This window comes from Kitasatospora sp. NPDC001132, from assembly GCF_053598415.1.
On the sequence record NZ_JBSFKF010000031.1, the window covers coordinates 21,962 to 39,999 of the forward strand.

Annotated in this window: 18 protein-coding genes; 11 read left to right on the forward strand and 7 right to left on the reverse strand. The window is 73.6% G+C overall.

Annotated elements, in window-relative coordinates:
* Positions 1-6: 6 nt before the first annotated feature.
* From ACWDBE_RS30660 to ACWDBE_RS30700, 9 genes are all read left to right on the forward strand, one after another.
* A complete protein-coding gene (locus tag ACWDBE_RS30660; protein WP_449791259.1) occupies positions 7-678 on the forward strand; it encodes a hypothetical protein in 672 nt (223 codons plus the stop codon).
* Positions 675-1,697, forward strand: coding sequence for a BtrH N-terminal domain-containing protein (locus ACWDBE_RS30665; RefSeq protein ID WP_449809615.1), 1,023 nt, complete (start codon positions 675-677; stop codon positions 1,695-1,697). Before ACWDBE_RS30660 ends, ACWDBE_RS30665 begins: the two co-directional genes overlap by 4 nt.
* Positions 1,698-1,730: 33 nt before the next feature.
* Positions 1,731-2,651: a lysine biosynthesis protein LysX gene (lysX, locus tag ACWDBE_RS30670; protein ID WP_449809616.1), complete on the forward strand. Its 921-nt coding sequence runs from the start codon at positions 1,731-1,733 to the stop codon at positions 2,649-2,651.
* Positions 2,648-3,373, forward strand: coding sequence for a sulfotransferase-like domain-containing protein (locus ACWDBE_RS30675; RefSeq protein WP_449791256.1), 726 nt, complete (start codon positions 2,648-2,650; stop codon positions 3,371-3,373). Before lysX ends, ACWDBE_RS30675 begins: the two co-directional genes overlap by 4 nt.
* Positions 3,374-3,433: 60 nt before the next feature.
* Positions 3,434-4,693, forward strand: coding sequence for a cytochrome P450 (locus ACWDBE_RS30680; protein WP_449791255.1), 1,260 nt, complete (start codon positions 3,434-3,436; stop codon positions 4,691-4,693).
* Positions 4,690-5,454, forward strand: coding sequence for a thioesterase II family protein (locus tag ACWDBE_RS30685; protein WP_449791254.1), 765 nt, complete (start codon positions 4,690-4,692; stop codon positions 5,452-5,454). Before ACWDBE_RS30680 ends, ACWDBE_RS30685 begins: the two co-directional genes overlap by 4 nt.
* 28 nt (positions 5,455-5,482) lie before the next feature.
* Positions 5,483-6,643 carry an acyl-CoA dehydrogenase family protein gene (locus ACWDBE_RS30690; RefSeq protein WP_449791253.1) on the forward strand — a complete coding sequence of 387 codons (1,161 nt, stop codon included), beginning with the start codon at positions 5,483-5,485 and terminating at the stop codon, positions 6,641-6,643.
* Positions 6,644-6,648: 5 nt separating this feature from the next.
* Positions 6,649-7,635, forward strand: coding sequence for an acyl-CoA dehydrogenase family protein (locus tag ACWDBE_RS30695; RefSeq protein WP_449791252.1), 987 nt, complete (start codon positions 6,649-6,651; stop codon positions 7,633-7,635).
* A 160-nt stretch (positions 7,636-7,795) separates the two neighbouring features.
* The gene (locus tag ACWDBE_RS30700) at positions 7,796-8,911 is read left to right on the forward strand and encodes a winged helix DNA-binding domain-containing protein (protein WP_449791251.1); all 1,116 of its coding nucleotides are present in this window, start codon (positions 7,796-7,798) and stop codon (positions 8,909-8,911) included.
* A gap of 54 nt (positions 8,912-8,965) precedes the next feature.
* Here ACWDBE_RS30700 and ACWDBE_RS30705 read toward each other — a convergent pair whose 3' ends face one another.
* Entirely contained in the window at positions 8,966-9,493 is a 528-nt protein-coding gene (locus ACWDBE_RS30705; protein WP_449791250.1) for a DinB family protein, read from the reverse strand.
* A 179-nt stretch (positions 9,494-9,672) separates the two neighbouring features.
* Here ACWDBE_RS30705 and ACWDBE_RS30710 point away from each other — a divergent pair, with 179 nt between their 5' ends.
* Both ACWDBE_RS30710 and ACWDBE_RS30715 read left to right on the forward strand, forming a co-directional pair.
* The gene (locus ACWDBE_RS30710) at positions 9,673-10,242 is read left to right on the forward strand and encodes an RNA polymerase sigma factor (protein ID WP_392883261.1); all 570 of its coding nucleotides are present in this window, start codon (positions 9,673-9,675) and stop codon (positions 10,240-10,242) included.
* A complete protein-coding gene (locus ACWDBE_RS30715) occupies positions 10,239-11,201 on the forward strand; it encodes an Ada metal-binding domain-containing protein (protein ID WP_449809617.1) in 963 nt (320 codons plus the stop codon). Before ACWDBE_RS30710 ends, ACWDBE_RS30715 begins: the two co-directional genes overlap by 4 nt.
* A 47-nt stretch (positions 11,202-11,248) precedes the next feature.
* Here ACWDBE_RS30715 and ACWDBE_RS30720 read toward each other — a convergent pair whose 3' ends face one another.
* The 6 genes from ACWDBE_RS30720 to ACWDBE_RS30745 all read right to left on the reverse strand — a co-directional run bounded on the left by ACWDBE_RS30720 (position 11,249) and on the right by ACWDBE_RS30745 (position 17,898).
* Entirely contained in the window at positions 11,249-12,694 is a 1,446-nt protein-coding gene (locus ACWDBE_RS30720; protein WP_449809618.1) for an FAD-binding oxidoreductase, read from the reverse strand.
* Between the two features lie 171 nt (positions 12,695-12,865).
* Positions 12,866-13,537, reverse strand: a complete 672-nt coding sequence (locus ACWDBE_RS30725; protein ID WP_449791247.1) for a LysE family translocator — start codon at positions 13,535-13,537, stop codon at positions 12,866-12,868.
* The gene (locus tag ACWDBE_RS30730; protein ID WP_449809619.1) at positions 13,534-14,961 is read right to left on the reverse strand and encodes an ATP-grasp domain-containing protein; all 1,428 of its coding nucleotides are present in this window, start codon (positions 14,959-14,961) and stop codon (positions 13,534-13,536) included. Before ACWDBE_RS30730 ends, ACWDBE_RS30725 begins: the two co-directional genes overlap by 4 nt.
* Positions 14,962-15,000: 39 nt before the next feature.
* The gene (locus ACWDBE_RS30735) at positions 15,001-15,336 is read right to left on the reverse strand and encodes a Rieske 2Fe-2S domain-containing protein (RefSeq protein WP_392883254.1); all 336 of its coding nucleotides are present in this window, start codon (positions 15,334-15,336) and stop codon (positions 15,001-15,003) included.
* Complete coding sequence (locus ACWDBE_RS30740; RefSeq protein WP_449791245.1) at positions 15,324-16,745, reverse strand: iron-containing redox enzyme family protein; 1,422 nt, start codon at positions 16,743-16,745, stop codon at positions 15,324-15,326. The genes ACWDBE_RS30735 and ACWDBE_RS30740 overlap by 13 nt, the downstream gene beginning before the upstream one ends.
* Before the next feature lie 115 nt (positions 16,746-16,860).
* The gene (locus ACWDBE_RS30745; protein ID WP_449809620.1) at positions 16,861-17,898 is read right to left on the reverse strand and encodes a methyltransferase domain-containing protein; all 1,038 of its coding nucleotides are present in this window, start codon (positions 17,896-17,898) and stop codon (positions 16,861-16,863) included.
* Positions 17,899-18,038 lie beyond the last annotated feature (140 nt).

Genomic DNA, 18,038 nt, shown 5'->3' on the forward strand with positions numbered 1-18,038 from the left:
GGCCCGATGAGCCAGACGACACACCCCACCGCACGCCCCGACACACCACCCGACCGGCTCCTGCGGCGCCTGCCCGCCACCGCGCCGGCCCCCGAGTTCCGCCTCATCGGCCTCGACGACCTGCTCAACAACCGGGCCGCCACCACCCCCGACGACCTCGACCACGGGCGCCTCAACGCCTGGGGCAACTCCTTCCCGGCCGGCGAACTGCCCGCCCCCGGAAGCCTCGTCGAGATCGCCGGCATCCCCTTCGCCTGGCCCAACCCCCGCCCCGACGGCGACAACGTCCGCTGCGAGGGACAGCTCATCGCCCTCCCACCCGGCCAGTACGACTGGATCCACCTCCTGGCCGCCTCCGAACGCCGCAGCGAGGACACCATCTGGGCCCACTACGCCGACGGGCACGCCGACCCGCTGCCCGTACGCGTCTCCGACTTCCTCGACGGCACACCGGAGTTCGGCGAACTGCCCGCCTTCCGCACCACCCGCATGCACTACCCCCACCACGTCCAGCAGAGCCTGCCCACCACCATGTGGCTCACCCGCATCGGCATGCCGCGCCGCGCAACCGCGACCGCCCTGCGCCTGCCCCGCCTGGTGGCCCTGCACGTCTTCGCCCTCACCGTCCTCACCGGCACCGCAGCGGGAGCGCGCACCGCGGACGGGACGACCGCATGAGCGCCCCCACCGCACCGCCCGTGCGACTGTGGACCCGCGACCTGGGCAGCTGCCTGCACGCCACTCTGGCCACCGTGCTGCTCCACGACGGCCACGACCCGGTCACCGTCCTCGGCGAGCCCTGGGAGTTCCGCCGCCGCGCCGGCGCCTGGAGCCCGGAGGAGTACTTCTTCCTCGCCGAACCCGATTCCCTCGCCCGCCGCCTGGCGCTCTTCCACCCTTTCGAGTCGACCTGGCACCGCAGCGACGGCCAGGGCGACGGGCTGGAGGACCTGCGCGCGGCCCTGGCCGCCGGCGTGCTGCCCATCGCCGCCGTCGACAACTACCACCTGCCCTTCCGCCCCGCCTTCCACGACGTCCACGCCGCCCACCTCCTCGTCGTCTACCGGATCACCGACACCGAGGTGTACGTCTCCGACGCCCAGCCGCCCGCCTTCCAGGGCCCCATCCCCGTCGCCGACTTCCTCGCCGCCTGGGGCTCCCTCAACCCGCCCGACGACGCCGACGTGTTCTTCAGCGCCAGCCCCAGCGGCCGCCGCTGGCTCCAGGCCCGTATGCGCGGACCCGTCCCCGAGCCCGGCCCCGGCCGGCTCGACCACGTCCTGCGCGACAACCTCGCCCGCTGGCGCCACGGATCCGACACCGGCACCCTCAGCGGCGCCGCCGGCCTGCGCCGCTACCTCGACGACCTGTGCGCGCTCACCCCCGGCACCGAGGCCGCCGCCGACGCCCTCGCCGAGCTGTACGTGATCAGCTGGAACATCCAGGCCCAGGCCGGCCTGCACGCCGAGCACCTGCGCACCCGGGGACGCGAACTGCGCGTGCCCGAACTCGCCGAGGCCGCCGCCGCCGTCGCCGCCGTCGCCCACGGCTGGACCGCCGTCCGCATGACCGGCGCCCACGCACGCGTCTGGCAGCGCCACCGGCCCGACGAACTGCGCACCCACAGCACCGAGCTCGTCCGCCGCCTCGACGTCGCACTCGACCACGTCGAACGCGCCGCGGACGCGCTGACCTGACCACCCCCGGCAGCAGAGCGGAAGAGACAACACGTGGACACAACCGGCCTGCCGATAGCCGTCGTCGCCTCCCGGATCCGCCGGGAGGAACGACTCATCCTCCAAGCGCTCGACCGGCGCGGCGTACCCCACGAACACGTCGACCCGCGCAGGCTCACCGTGCTCCTCGCCGACGGCCGCCCGTCCTACCGCGCCGCCCTCATGCGCGAGGTCAGCCACAGCCGCGCCGCCTCCGTCGCCGCCACCCTGGAAGCCCTGGGCGTGCCCACCCTCAACCGCAGCGCGGTCCTGGACGTCTGCGGCGACAAGCACCGCACCGCCCTCGCCTTCCACACCGCGGGCCTGCCCATCCCGCGCACCGCCGTCACCTGGGCCGAACCCGCCGCCCTCAAGGCCATGGCCAGGCTCGGCTACCCCGTCGTCGCCAAACCCGTCACCGGCTCCTGGGGCCACCTGACCGCGCGCATCCACGACGAGGAACAGGGCCGGGCCATCCTCGAACACCGCGCCGCCCTGCCCAACCCCCAGCAGCACCTGTACTACCTCCAGGAACACATCGACAAGCCCGGACGCGACATCAAGTCCTACGTCGCCGGCGACCGCGTCGTGTGCGCCATCTACAAGAACGCCGTCGACGACTGGCGTACCAACACCGCCATCGGCGGCGCCGCCACGCCCTGCCCGATCACCGACGAACTCACCGAACTCGCCGTCGCCGCCGCCCGCGCCGTCGGCGGCGGCTTCCTCGGCGTCGACCTCCTGATCGACCGCCAGGGCCGCCTGTACGCCAACGAGGTCAACCACACCCCCGAGTTCCACGGTGCCATCGACGCCACCGGAGCCGACGTCGCCGGACACATCGCCGACTGGGCCCTCGCCGAACTGCGCACCCTCGAAGCCGGCGAGAGCCACGGCACCGCGGAGAACGGCAGCACCGGGGAGGCCAGCGCATGACCACCGGCCACCACCCCCTGCTCGCCCTCTGGAGCGCCCCCCGCTCCCGCTCCACCGTCTTCTTCCGCACCATGGTCGACCGCGGCGACCTGCTGCCCCTGCACGAGCCGTTCTGCAACATCGCCAACGACGGCCGCACCGAGGTCGACGGACGCACCGTCCACTCCACCACCGCGCTGGTCGACACCCTCCTCGAACTCTCCGAACACCACACCGTGTTCTTCAAGGACACCACCGACTGCCGCTACGACACCGTCCTGCAACGCCCCGACTTCCTCAAACGCGCCCGCCACGCCTTCCTGCTGCGCGACCCGCGCGAGATCATCCCGTCCTACGCGGCCATCAAGCCCGACATGGCCCTGCACGAAGTCGGCATCGAATACCTCCACCGCATCCACCAGGCCGTCCTCGACGCCGGCGGCGAGGCCCTGGTCCTCGACTCCGACGACTTCGTCGACCACCCCGAGGCCGCCGTACGCGCCTACTGCGACACCACCGGCCTGCCCTTCCGGGACGACACCCTGCACTGGCAGCCCGGCGACCGCCCCGAATGGCACCAGTCCGCCCGCTGGCACACCGACGTCAGCGCCAGCACCACCGTCCGGCGCCGGACCAGGGCCTACGACCGCACCATCGACACCGACCCGCTGCTGCGCCGCTACCACGACCACCACCTGCCGTTCTACGAGCAGCTCCGCGAGCGGCGCATCCGCATCGCCTGACCCCGACCGGCGCCGCGATCCCGCCCGCGCCCAGGCAACCGAGTCCGAGAGGCACGGCTGATGATCATCTCCAAACCCCCCTTCTGCCCCGTGCAGTTCGAGGGCCCCGAACTGCTCGATTCCGGCTTCCACGCCTCCACGGACATGCACGCGCTCTGGGCCGAGCTGCGCGACCACCAGCCGCTGCGCCGCGTCGACCCCGGCGGCGACCGCGAACCCTTCTGGGTCGTCACCCGCCACGAGGACGTCAGCCGAGTCCTGCGCAGCCACGCCGAGTTCACCTCCCGGCGGGGCACCATCCTGTGCGTCCTCGACCTCGACACACCCGACATCGCCACCGACGACATGCTCGCCGACACCGACCCCCCGCGCCACCGCGAGTTCCGCGAGCCCCTCAACAAGGCCTTCAGCCCCCGCGTCGTCGCCACCCAGGAGAAGCTCATGCGCGACCTCGCGCGCGAGACCCTCCACGGTGCCCTGGCCGCCGACGTCTTCGACATCGCCAAACCCGCGATGATGTTCCCGATGGCCGTCACCGCCACCCTCATGGGCCTGCCCCCCGAGAACTGGGAACGCATGGTCGAGCTCGTCATGATGACCATCGCCTACGACGACCCCGACTACTCCACCGGCAGCGCCCAGGCCACCGTCCGCCAGGCCCGCCACGAACTCTTCGAGTACTTCCGCGAGGAGTTCTCCCGCCGCTCCCGCGAGGACGTCGACCCCGACGTCATCGGCACCCTGCGCGCCATGGACCTCACCGAGGGCCCGCTGTCCGAACGCCAGGCCATGATGAACGGCTTCGTCCTGCTCATCGGAGCCAACGTCACCACCCCGCACGCCCTGTGCACCATGTTCTCCCTCCTCGCCGAACAACCCGACCTCTTCCGCCGGGTCCGCGAGAACCCCGAGCTGCGCCCCTCCTTCCTGGAGGAACTGCTGCGCTGGTCCTCGCCCGTCACCGCGCTGATGCGCTACGCCGTGCGGGACGTCGAACTGCACGGGCAGACCATCCGGGCCGGCGAGCCGGTCAGCGCCTGGCTCGGCTCCGCCAACCGCGACGAGCGGGTCTTCGACGACCCCTACACCTTCGACCCCGCCCGCCGGCCCAACCGGCACGTCGCGTTCGGCGTCGGACCGCACTACTGCATCGGCGCCGGCCTGGCCAAGGTGGGCCTGCGGATCTTCATCGACGAACTCATGGACCTGGTGGAGAGCGTCGAGATCGCCGGCGAGGTCCGCCACGTCGCCTCGCACTTCGTCCCCGGCTACAAGAGCATGCCGGTGCGCCTGACCCCCCGCGCCGCGGCGGCGCGGTGAGCGTCCACCCGTTCCACCGCCGCGGCGCCCGCCCGTGGTTCGACCCCCGGTTCCGCTCCGCCACCGCCGCCCGCAGCCTCTACTGCTTCCCGTTCGCGGGCGGTTCGGCGAGCTACTACGCCTCCTGGGAGAAGGACTTCAGCACCGGGCCCGTCGAACTCGTGCCTGTGCAACTGCCCGGCCGCGGTGTCCGCATGGCCGAACCGCCCGCCACCGACCTGCACCGCCTCGCCGACGAACTCGCCGACGCGATCGCCGGCGAGCCCACCGAGGCCGTGCTGTTCGGCCACAGCATGGGCGCCATCCTCGGCTTCGAGGTCGCCCGCCGGCTCGACGAACTCGGCCGCCCCGCCCGGCACCTGTTCGTCACCGGCCGCCCCGCCCCGCCCATCGCCCGCCCGCTCACCCCGGTCAGCGACCTGCCCCGCCCCGCGTTCGTGCGGATGCTGCGCGAGTACGGTGCCTCCGACGAGGCGGTCTTCGCCCACGACGAACTGCTCGACCTGCTCATGCCCATGATGAGGGCCGACTTCGCCATGATCGAGACCTACCGGTGCCGGCCCGGCCAGCCGCTGTCCTGCCCCGTCACCGCCTGGTGCGGCGACAACGACCCCGAAGTGCCGCCCGAGGCGATGCGCGGCTGGGGGGACTGCACGGCCGCCGCCTTCACCCTCTCCGTGCTGCCCGGCGGCCACTTCTTCCTCACCGACAACCGGTCCGAGATCCTGCGGGCGCTCCACGCCGCGATCCCGGACGCCTGACAACCCCCAACGGGCAAGGAGCCAGAGCGTGGATTTCGAAGTCCCACCGAACAGCGCCGACTTCGCCGCCGAAGCCGACGCAGTCCTCAGCGCCCCGCGCACCCGGCAGCTGCTGCAGGACGTCCTGGACCGCAAGGACGGCATGGACGGCGACGTGCGCCCGCTCTACCGCCACCTCGGCGAGGCGGGCCTGCTCGCCCCCGCCTGGCCCGTCGAGTACGGCGGCCGCGGCGCCGACTTCACCGCCACCGTCGCCCTCCTGGAACGCCTCGTCGCCCACCGGATACCGCAGAACCTCTACTGCATCTCGGTGCTCAACGTCGGCTCGCTGATCCTCGCCTCCGGCAGCGAACAGCAGCGCAAGACCCTGCTGCCCGCCATGGCGATCACCGACCTCGCCGCCTGCATCCTGTTCACCGAACCCGGCAACGGCTCCGACCTGGCCGGCATCACCACCACCGCCGTCCCCGACGGCGACGGCTGGGTCATCAACGGCCGCAAGACCTACAACCTCAAGAGCGGCTACGCCGACCTGGCCTTGTGCGCCGTGCGCACCGACCCGCAGGGCAGCCAGTACCAGGGCCTCACCCTGTTCCTCGTCCCGCTGGACACCCCCGGCGTCACCATCCGTCCCATCCCCAGCCTCGCCAACGAACAGTTCAACGACATCCGGTTCACCGACGTGCGCGTCGACCAGGACGCCCTGTTCGGCCGCCCCGGCGAGGGCTGGTCCCTGATCACCCAGATGTTCGCCGCCGAACGCACCGGCCTGGACTACTACGCCCGCGGCAAGCACTGGCTGGACACCGCCGCCCGGCTCGCCGCCGCGGACGGCCGCCGGGCCTCCGACGCGCTGCGCGTCGACCTCGCCCGCCACCGGGCCCGCATCGAGGCCAGCGGACTGCTCAGCTGCCAGGTCCTGCAGAACCTCCAGGACGGCAGGCCCGACATCGCCGAGTCGTCCTTCGCGAAGTGGCACTGCAGCGAGAGCGCCCAGCGCATCGCCTGGTGGGCCCTGGACGCCGTCGGCCCCGACCTCCTCGACCCCGGCACCGACCCCGGCGCCCAGACCCTCGAAGCGGCCCTGCGCGAAGCGCCCGGCATGACCATCTCAGGCGGCGCGTCGGAGGTCATGCTGGACATCGCCGCCAACGCCCGCGTCATCGGCAACGCGCCCACGGAAGGCTGACCGCGATGGACCTGCGACTCGACCCGCTCCAGCAGCGCCTGCGCGAGGCCGTGGACACCGTGCTCACCGGCACCGGCGACCCCTCCGCCCAACTGGCCGCCATCGGCGTGCCCGCCCTCAACGCGCCCGAGGACCTCGGCGGCCTCGCCCTCGGCCTCGCCGCCGACGCCGTCGTCAACGAACGCCTCGGGTACGCGCTGGAACCGCTCGGCGCCTACCGGGCGACCGCCCACGCCCTCGACCTGCTCGACCACTGCCCCGGCGACACCCTCGCCGAACTGTACGCGGGGGAGCGGCACGCGGTGGTGATCGGCGCCCACGGCCCGGCCACCGTACGCGTCGACGCCGACGGCCGGCTGCGGGGCACCTCCGAGCCGCTGCCCCGCGCCGCCGTCGCCCTGTGCGTGGTCCGCGCCGCCGGCGACGACGGCACCACCGGCTGGTACCTCGCCCACCCGCACACCGGCCCCGTCACGGTGGAACCCACCGAGCACTTCGGCCTGCCCGCCACCCGGGTGCGCTTCGACGGCGCCGCCGCACAGCCGCTGACCGCCGACGACGACCGCACCCGGCGCGCCCTCGGCGCCGCCCGCCTGCGCCAAGCCGCCCTGCTGCTGGGCATGGCCGACCGGGCCGTGGACGTCGCCCGCGCCCACGTCAACACCCGCATCCAGTCCGGCAAACCCCTCGTCGAACGGCAGACCGTCGCCCACCGCCTGGCCCTGCTCATGGGCGAGGCCGACGGCTGGCGGCTGCTGCTCCACCGCGCGGCCTGGGACCACGACCGCGGCGGCCACCCCGCCGCCGCCGCCGTCCTGGCCGTCGCCGCCGAACACGCCCAGAGCGCCTGCCGCACCGCACTCCAACTGCACGGCGTGCGCGGCATGCTCGCCCACTCGACGGCCGCCACCGCCTACCGCCTGATCACCGCCGAGTCCGTCCGCCTCGGCCGCCCCGACACCCTGTGGCTGGAGGCTGCGGACGCCACCTGAGCCCACGCCTCGACAGTCCGCACCGGACCCCGCTCCCAGCGGCCCGAACGACCCCGGGCAGACCCTGAAACCCCGTGCCCACCAGGCCACTTGTCCCCGTGAGGCGACCCAACCTGACACGGTGTAGGGTGAGGAATCCGTTGGCTGAGAAGGGGACGGCGTGAAGGTCAGCTGGGAGCAGGTGTCCGCATGGCGGATGCGGCGGCAATACCTCGATCCGCGTACCGGCGGCAGTGCGAGCGAGATCGTCAGCAGACTGGCCGGCGTACAGGCCCAGGTCTGGAGCGCGGCCGAACTCGCCGTCGCCCTGCGGCAGTCCACACCCGACGCCACCAGCGTCGACCAGGACGTCGCCGACCGCGCCCTCCTGAAGACCTGGGCCGTGCGCGGCACCCTCCACCTGCTGCGCCCCAGCGAGGCCGGCGCCTACCTGTCGCTCATGGCGGACGCGGGCAGCTGGCTCAAGCCCTCCTGGCAGAAGGCCTCCGGCGTCAGTCCGGAGCAGATCGACGCGCTGACCGAGGAGGTCTCCGGCATCCTCGACGGGGGAGCGGCCCTCACCCGTGACGAACTGGTCACCCGCCTCGTCGCCGACCAGCGCTTCAAGAGCATGGAGGAGCGGCTGCGCTCCGGCTGGGGCTCCGTCCTCAAGCCGCTCGCGTGGCGCGGCGTGCTCTGCCACGGCCCCAGTCAGGGCAACAAGGTCACCTTCGTCAAGCCGGCCAGCCAGTTCGCCGACTGGAAGGACGTCCCCGCGGCCGACGAGGCCGCGCCCGTGGTGATCGCCTCCTACCTCGGCGCCTACGGCCCCGCCACGCCCGAGGTGTTCGACCGCTGGCTGTGCCTCAACGGCACCAGCAAGCCGAAGCTGCGCCGCTGGTTCAAGGACATGGGAGACCGGCTGACCGAGGTCGAGTTCGAGGGCCGCAAGGCGCTCATCCTCACCGAGCACGCGGAGGAACTCGCCGCCAGCGCCCCGTCCGGGGGAGTGCGCCTGCTCGGCGGCTTCGACCAGTACGTCCTGGGCCCCGGCACCAAGGAGGAACTGCTCCTCGCGCCGCAGCACCGCACTCTGGTGAGCCGCCAGTCCGGGTGGATCTCCCCGATCGTCGTGGTCGACGGCCGGATCGTCGGCGTGTGGGAGATCGTCGGCCAGGAACTGGTCGTCACCCCGTTTTCCGGCGGCGGCGCCCTGCCGCTGAAGGCGGTCGAGGAGGAAGCGGCCCATGTCGCCCGCGCGAGCGGGACGGGCCCGCTGAAGGTCCGCACCGCCTGACCGCGCCCGCACGGGCCGGGCCTCCAGGCCCGGCCCACACCGCCACCCGGACCGTCAGGAGAAACGGGCGCGGTAGAGGTCGCGCAGCAGCGCGATCTCCGCCCCGTGGTGCATGACCTCGCGGTTGACGTGCAGGAGCAGCGTCGCCATCGGCCGCTTGCCCCACTGGCCCTCGGCCTCGCCCATCGGACGGCCCAGCGCCGCGTCGTCCAGGGAGGACACCGCCTCGCGCCAGACACCGTAGTACTCCTTCAGCGCCGCCAGCCCGTCCTCGGCGGTGGCCGGTACGGTCGCGGTCTCCATCGTCAGCGACCCGTCGCCGAAGTGCGCGCTCGCCCGGATCCCGAGCACCGGCAGGGCGATGTGGGTCAGCCGCCAGGCGATCGTGGTCACCGGCGGCGGCTGCGGGGCCGGCTCCTGCCAGTCCGCCACTGTCCGCCCGTCCGGCGCCGTCCGCACCGACCAGCAGTGCGGCACCGGTTCCCACAGGTACTCGTCATCGGTCAGACCGGCCAGCCGGGGCATCAGTTGGCGGTCCCAGTAGAGGTCGAGCTGGTCGACCACTTCGGCGCGCCAGATCATCCCAGCACTCCCGTCGGGGTGGTACGTCGGTTCACGCCCGATCATACTCGCCGCGGCGACCCTCGGTGACCAATCGAACACGCAGAATCACCGTCCTGCGCCTTCACATCCCGGCCGGACGGCCCGCCCCCGGTGCAACCGCCGCGCCGCCGGCGGTGTTCTCAGAGACGATGGACGAGATGCCTCCTCCGCTCACCGAGCTGCTCGCGGCAGACCTCGACCGTGGGTTCGCCGAACTCGTGCGCACCCACGGCGGCGCCGTGTACTCGGTGCTGCTGCGCCTGAACGGGGCGTCGCGCGACGTGGAAGACCTGGTGCAGGACACCTTCCTGCGGGCGTACACGGCGCTGCGCGACTACCCGCCGGCGCGGCGGCAGGCCCTGCAGCCGAAGGCCTGGCTGCTGGCGATCGGCACGAACGTGTGGCGCAACCACGTCCGCACCCTGACCCGGCGGCCCGCCGCCGCGGAAGGGGTGGACGTCCGGGAACTGCCCCTGGTGGACGGCAAACCCGGACCCGAACAGCGGGCGGAGCACGCGGACGAACGGGGGAGATTGGTGGCCGCGCTCGCCGAACTGCCCGAACACCACCGGCTGCCGGTGGTCCTGCGGCACGTCGGAGAGCTGAGCTACGCGGAGATCGCGGAGCTGGTGGAATGCCCGGTAGGCACCGTCAAGGCCCAGGTGTCACGGGGGCTGGCCGCACTGCGCAGCCAACCCCGGCTGGCGGTAGAGGAGGTGAGAGGATGAGCGGACACCCGCACGCGGCCCCGAACGGCCGGGACCCGTACGGCCGGGACCCGCACGACGCGGCACCCGACGCGGTACGGCGCACGGTCAACGGCACGGCCACGCCCAAGGCGTCCACCGCACGGACCACGGACATCCCACCGCCCGGCGGCCGCACCGTGCCCGACAACGACAGCGACAGCCACACCGTGCCCGGCCTCGACGCCCTGCACGTACCGATGCCCGCCGACCTGGCGATCCGGATCCTGCAACGGGCCGGCGTCGCCGACCGCGAGTACGACCGGTACACCGTGGTCGACGGCCCGGTCACCGCCCTGTTCGTCGCCCACGGACGCGGCGCCGTCGTCGCGGCCGCACCCGTCGACTGGTACCCCGGCGCGGAGGCCTTCGAGGAAGCCCACCTGCGCCGCACCGGCCGCACCGCGCTGCCCGCCGGCAAACCGCTGCCCGGCGTCGTCGGCGCGCTGCGCACCGGCCGGGACCGCATGCTGCGCTACGACTACGGCCCCCTGCCGCAGGCGCAGCGCAGCGTCCTGGAGGCGGTGCGCGCCATCCCGCGCGGCCAACTGCGGCCCCCGCGCTGGCTGGGCCGCGAGGCGGGGCTGCCGGAGGCGGACGAGGCGGACCTGCTGGCGGCGGTGCGCGCCAACCCCGTTCCGGTGCTGATCCCGGTGCACCGGCTCGGCGACGAGGACGGCCGGCCCCTCGACTGCGGCCTGCCCGCCGACCTGGTCGAGCGGCTGCGCGCGCACGAGGGCATCGACGGGGAGCGCCTGCACCGGTTCGCCGCGGACGGCACCCACTTCCTGGGCAGCGACACCACCCGGATCTTCTGCTACCCGACCTGCGCCGACGCCCGCCGCATCACCGACCGGCACCGGGTGCCGTTCGGCTCGGCCGCCGACGCCCGGGCGGCCGGCTACCGGGCCTGCCGCAGCTGCCGACCCCTGCCGGCCTGACCTCCCCTCACCTTCCCGAAGGCCCCCGGGGAGCCGGTAACGCCCGTTCACAGGGCCTGCGGGAAGTCCAGCAGCCGGTCCGGGTCGTAGCGCGCCCGCAGCCGTTCCAGCCGGGGCAGGTTGGCGCCGTAGTACGCCCGCCGCCAGTCGGCCAGCTGCGGGTCGCGGTAGTTCTGGTAGGCGTGGCCGGAGGCGTACGGGCGCAGCGCCTCGCGGGCCTCGCCGACCCAGCGGACGGCGGTGTCGGCGGTGGCCTCGGCGGCCTCGGCGGCGTCGGAAGGGCCGTCGGCGGGCCACCAGGCGTAGCACTGGGCCAGGAAGCGCGCGTCGCGGTGCACGAAGGCGGTGGCGTCGGCGGGCACCCGGTTGACGGCGCCGCCCAGGACGTTGAAGGAGATCGAGGCGCACACGCCGTCGGGCACGCGCCGCAGCACCGCGAGGGTCTCCCGGACGGTCTGCGGGCCGAGCCCGCGGTCGAAGAAGTGCGAGGCCGCGGCGAAGGCGACGCGCTGCTCGTCCGGGCGCCCGATGACGGCCTCGCCGCCGGCGTTCGCCCGTACGGCGGCCAGGTACGACCGGCGGACGGCCTGCCGTTCGCGGGCGGGTCCGGCGGCGGCGACCAGCCCGTCCAGCCACCGCTCGGCCTCCTCCTCCCCGCCGCCGCCGAGCAGGAACCCGGCGACCTCGGCGACCGGGCCGCCCGGGCGGGTCTCCAGCAGGAAGTGCGACCAGAGGCGGTCGGGGGCGGTGAACGCCCGGTCCTGCCAGTGCTCCAGGACGGTGCCCGCCTCCCGGTACGGCCAGGAGGCCCTGAACGCGGTCAGGTCGGCGGCCGGGTGGGTGCGCATCCGCAGCGAGGTGACCACGCCGAAGTTGCCGTTGCCCGCGCCGCGCAGGGCCCACAGCAGGTCGGGTTCGGTCCGCTCGTCGCAGCGCACCGTCCGGCCGTCGGGGAGCACCACCTCGGCGCCGACCAGGCTGTCGCAGGTCAGCCCGTACGCGCGGCTGACCACCCCGTGGCCGCCGCCGAGGGCCAGCCCGGCCAGGGCGACGGTCGGGCAGCTGCCGGCGGGCACCGTCACGCCGTGCCGGGCCAGTTCCTCGTAGACGGTGATCAGCGGGGTGCCCGCGCCGATCTCGGCGTGGCCGCCGTCCTCCACCCGGACGCCGGACAGCCGGGACACGTCGACCACCAGCGGCATCCGGCTGGACCAGGCCCCGTAGCAGTGGCCGCCGCCGCGCACCGTGAGCCGCAGGCCGTACCGGCGGGCGAACCGCACACACCGGGCGACGTCCTCGGGCCCGGCGCAGTACGCGACCGCCCCGGGGCGGGCCCGGTCGGCGTACCGCAGGTTGCGCGGCAGCCGCGCCGCCTCGTACCCGGCGTCCCCGGGCAGCACCAACTCGCCGTCCAGGCTTGCCCCGAGGGACCGCCACCGCGGCCCGGAGCCCGGTCCCGGCCGCCGATCCGCGCCGCCGCCCTGGCTGTCCATCTCCACCTGCCCCTCGGAAGCCCGCCCGTCCTCAGCCCGCCTGTCCTCGGCCTGCCCGTCCTCGCCGCGGTCCTTCGCCGCCGTCCGTCGTGACCGTCCGTCATGACCGGAAGCCGCGCGGACGCCCGGAAAACACCCGTCCGGACACCCACCCGACATCCTCCCGGCCGGTCATCGAAGGAGCAGCCCGGCGGCGAGGCCCAGCAGGACCAGCCCCACCACCGCGCCGCCGACCCGCTCCGCGAGCGGCGGGAACGCGGCCCGGCCGTTCGCCCCGCGCGCCGTCACGATCCGCACGCCCGCCTCGGTGAGCAGCAGCAGCCACAGTGCCCCGATCGACAGGTACACCGCCGCCAGCAGCGGCAGCGCCCCGGCCGACGGGCTGCCGGCCGGCAGGAACTGCGGGAGGAACACCGTCAGGAACAGGCCGACCTTCGGGTTGCCCGCCGTGGAGAGGAAGCCGAGCAGCAGGTGCCGCGGCAGCCGGTCGACGCCCGCCCCCTCAGCCTCCTCCGTCCGCGCCCCGGCCGGGCGGGCGCGCAGGGCCTCCCACAGGGCGCGGCCGCCCGTCACGGCCAGCACGAGCGCGCCCGCCGCCTGCCAGGCGTGGAGCAGTCCGGGCCGCAGCGCCACGACCGCCATGGCGCCGGTGACCGCCAGCACCGCGTACCCGGCGCCGGCGAGCAGCATGCCCGCGGCGGCGGCCAGCACCGGCGGGCGGCGGCGGGTGCGGCTGACCAGGCGCAGCACCAGCATGCTGTCCGGCCCCGGGCTGCACACCACCGCCGCGCAGCTGGCCAGGAAGGCCGGGCTGGCGGCGACGGCGAGGGCGCCCGGGGTCATCGGGCGGCGTGGCCCGGTGCCGCCGCCGCAGGCGCGGATCCGCCGGAGCCGCCGGATCCGCCGGATCCGCCGGATCCGCCGGATCCGCCGGATCCGCCGGATCCGCCGGATCCGCCGGAGCCCGAGGAGCCGGGCGAGCCCGAGGAGCCGGGCGGGTCGGCGGAGTCCGGCGTGACGACGAGGGCGGCCTCCATGGCCCGGACGGCGGCCACGTCCCGTTCGACCTGCGCGGGATCCGGGTGCGCGAGCACCGCGAAGCCGAGGGTGAGGGTGCCCAGCAGGTCGCGGGTGACCTCCAGGCGGTCGCCGTCCCGGAGCCTGACCGCCGAGTGGTGGTACGACGCCAGCTCCGCGATCCCGTCCAGGACGGCGGTGTTGGACACCGTGCCGGAGCGGCGGGCGATCAGGAAGACCACGGTCATGTGCCGCAGCAGCCGGTAGCCCTTGGGGGCGCTCTCCTCACGGGCGAACCAGCGCACCGCGCGGTGCACCTGGCTGTCGCCGGTGGCGGTCAGGTTGAACGCGGGGTGGCCGCCGCCGTGCGGGCGGGAGTTGATCTCGATGAGGCGCGGGCCCTCGTCGGTCAGCATGATCTCGATGTGCGCGGCGCCGTGCCGCAGGCCCACCGCGTCGAGCACGGCCTCGGCGTAGCGGGTCAGCGCGGGCACCGCGGGGTCGTCGGGGGAGACCCAGGTGAGGCTGTCGTAGACGGCCATCTGCTCGCCGTTGTCGATCTTGCTGTAGCGGCAGATGTCGGCCACGGTGTGCCGGCCCCGATGGCTGAAGGTGTCGACCACGAACTCGGTGCCCCGGGCGTACTCCTGCACCACCATCCGGTCGTTGAGGTTGTGCCACTGGTTGACCCGGCCCAGCTGGGCGTCGAACGGCACCCGCCAGTCCGCGCCGGCCGGCACCCGGGTGACCCCGTCGGTGCTGCCGCTCTTGGGCGGCTTGACCACCAGGTCGAGGCCGGCCAGGCCCTCCCGGTCGATCCAGGCCCGGACGGCCGCCGGGTCGTCGGTGCAGATCTGGCGGATCGTCGGGACCCCGGCGGCGCGCAGCGCCTGCGCCATGGCGCCCTTGTCGCGGCGCGCCGCCGACAGCTGCGGGGTGTTGGCCTGTTCCGGGAGCAGCCGCTCGGTGAGCCGGTCGGTGAGCTCGACGCCGCTCTCGGCGCCCGCCAGCACGCAGCGCGGTGACAGCGGACGCAGCCGCGCCACCAGCCGTTCGAGGTCGCCGTCGAAGGCGAGCAGCTGCCGGTAGCGGGTGGCGTCCCAGGAGTCCGCGTAGGCCGCGGGCACCTCGGGCAGCGAGCTGACCGCGACCGAGGGGATGCCGAACTCGGCGAACCGGGGCGCGTACTGGGCGCCGGAGGAGAACGGGTCGACGATGACGGCGACCTGGGGGGAGGACGGGGCGTTCACGGGAGCGTCCTGTCTCCGGGGTCGGCCCCCGGGGGCGGTTCAGGCTCCGGCGGCGAGGGCCGGGGACAGCGGAAGGTGACAGAGTTCGGCGGCGGCGTCCGCCGGTCCGGGTAGCACCGCGGTGACGGTGTCGCCGGAGCGGACGGCCGGCACCTGGCGGCGCAGCCGACTGAGCGAGGAGCCCCGCTCGTGCCACGGGCACACCAGCCGCCGTCCGGTGGGGTCGGGGGTGCCCAGGTTCAGCGGGCCGCCCCGGTGCGGGCAGGAGGCGGGCAGCACCGATCCGCCCGCCTCGGTGCGGATGTACACGTAGGGCAGGCCGGCGACGCGGGCGCAGTTGTCCGCGCCGCCGGCCTTGAACGTCACGACAGGCATGCGCGGTAGTCCCCGACGGAGAAGATCTGGTAGACGCACTCCTCGGACTCGATGATCGCGCCGTGCAGGCGGTTGCGCTGGATCACGGTGCCCTCGCCGGCCTCCAGGATCCGGTAGGAGTTGAAGCCGCTGACGAAGCGCATCGTGCCGCTGACGATGTGGCAGAGCTCGTCGCCCTCGTGGCTGTGGGTGTTGGACAGCTCGCCGAAGGGCTCGACGATGTCCGCGACCGGCGGGTTGATCCGGCCTTCGGTGATGGCCGCGTAGACGGGCTCGTGCAGGTCCTTGTAGCGGTCCGCGTCGTCCATCCAGGCGATCTGGGTGGCGAAGTCGTCGTCGGCGATGGCGCTCAGCAGGCGGAACTCCTCGATGCCGCGCACGATTTCGGGGATGATCTGCTCGCCGTGGCGCTCGACGAGGGGCTTGACCAGCTTCTCCAGCGCCATCCGGCCGTGGTGCTGGTCGATGTGGACGTGCTCGGAGAAGTAGCGGGCGTCCGCGGTGCCCTCGAACACGTCGGCGAGCAGGTTCTCCGCGCGGCGGCAGAAGTCCACCAGGGTGCTCTCGGTGTAGAACAGCGCGCCGACGTAGCGGAAGAAGTGCTCGTGGTTCTTTCCGAGGTAGTGGAAGTAGTTGTTCAGGGCGAGGCTGGAGACCAGGTAGTACTGCCAGTATCGGTGTACGTCGGAGCCGAGTCCGACGGATTCCAGGGTGGCCTCGAAAAGGGTGCTGTGCTTGGTGTCGTGAACGCCGTAGCCGTATTCGTCGATGAGGATCTTGAACCATTCCGACTGCTCGGCGCCGTAATATCCGAGGACGTTCCGGGCCATCGGCGAGGCCTCGGACAGGAAGTCCGGGGCGAACTGGATCAGCCACATCCTGGCCGCGCGCTTCGGGTCGGAGGAATCGCGGACGGCCTTCTCGGCGGGGGAGGCCTCGCCCTGGGCGTGGACGTCGAGGTCCTCCAGGTAGGCGAGCAGGCTCTCGGTGGTCCAGTCGCCGCTGACCTCCACCTCCTGGTCGAGGAAGCCGAAGGCGAAGCGTTCCAGCGCGGGGCGGATCAGCTCGCCGCGGGCCCGGTTGCCGGGGCTGTAGTAGTGGCGCAGGTCCTCCGCCTGGTCGCCGAGGCCGGCCTTGGGGAAGAACACCAGGTCGGCCTCGTAGATGCTGGTCAGCAGGCGCTGGGCGGCGAGGCTGCTGTACTCCAGGATCCGGTCGCGGCTCGCCACCCGGTCGAAGTCCAGGTAGGGCAGCACCTGCGGGCGCAGCTGGCGGCGGTAGGGGCGGTCGGAGTTCTCCCACTCCTCGTTGTCCTTGTAGAGCGGATTGGCGGCGTAGGCCAGGACCGCCTCGCGCAGCGCGTCGCCGTGCAGCTCGAACGGTTCGTAGGGGACGGGTGTGTGCGACATGTCTGGTCTGCCTTCCGCGGGTGGTGTGGGGGCGGGCCGGGCGGGGTCGTGCACGGGTGCGGGGGAGCGTGGGTGCGGTGGAGCGCCAGGCGGGGGAGCGCGGTGGGTGGGTGGGTCAGGCGAGGAAGAGGCGGGTGTCGCTCCAGGCGAGGTCGAGCTCCAGCGTGGAGCCGGCCTGCGCCTCGACGGGGTGGGCCAGCGGCAGCAGCGCCTGCATCCAGTGCGAGCCGACGTTGTCGGGCGAGTTGCGCAGGGTCACGCCGCCGCCGAGTTCCAGCTCGAACCAGGCGACCAGGGCGTGCACGGTGCCCGACTCGCGCACCGGGAGGGCGAGTTTGCCGCCGCCGGGGCCGAGCGGGTCCGCGGCGAAGTCGAAGGAGGCCAGTTCGACCGTCTCCGACAGGACGCGGTGGGGCCAGGTGTGCAGCCGGATCGGGAAGTGCCCCGGGGTGGCGAAGGCGTTCAGCCGGGACACGTCGAAGCCGCCGGCCCGGTTCACCCGGTTCAGGTTCACCGCGTTCTCGCTCTGCACCAGCGCCCCCAGCAGGCGGGCCCGCTCGGGGAGCATCACCCCGTCCGGGGCGAGCAGTTCGCGGCGCGCGTGCCGGATCGAGGGCAGGATGCCCTCGCCGATCAGGCCGCAGTCCACGATCTCGGAGATCACCGCGTCGACCCGGCGCGGCAGTTCCCGGCCGACCGCCAGCTCGTCGGAGCGGCAGGCGAGCACGGTCACCCGGTCGGCGAAGCCCTCGTCGGCCAGGACCTGCCGGGCCACCTCAGCCATCAGCGGGTTCGCCTCGCAGCTGTAGACGTGGGCGGCGCCGGCCCGGACAGCCATCATGGCCAGCAGGCCGGTGCCCGCGCCGATGTCCAGCACGGTGCCGTCCTGCGGGACGATCCGCTCCAGGGCGGTGGCCAGCGCGTCGTTGCGCTCGTGGTCGTTGAGCATGGCGAAGTGCCAGCGCGGCACCGCCTCCCGGGCGAACTCCCGGAACTCGGGGAACTCCGGGGACAGGGCGTCGGGGGAGGCCAGCAGCCGGGCCGTGGCCTCCGCGATCCGGTTCAGCTCCTGGGCCCGGGCACGCAGGCCCGCCAGGGCCAGCCGGACCTCTCCCTCAGCCGTCTGGCTGGTGACACTCGTCAAATGGGGCATGTCGTTCCGCAGGCTCCCCGGTAGGAATGGCTTATCGAAACACGGTGCATGCACGGATGAACGGCAACACGGATGAACGGCAACACGGCTGAACGGACGGTGCGGGCCGACGGGAAACGCCCGTTTCCTCGGCGAATTCA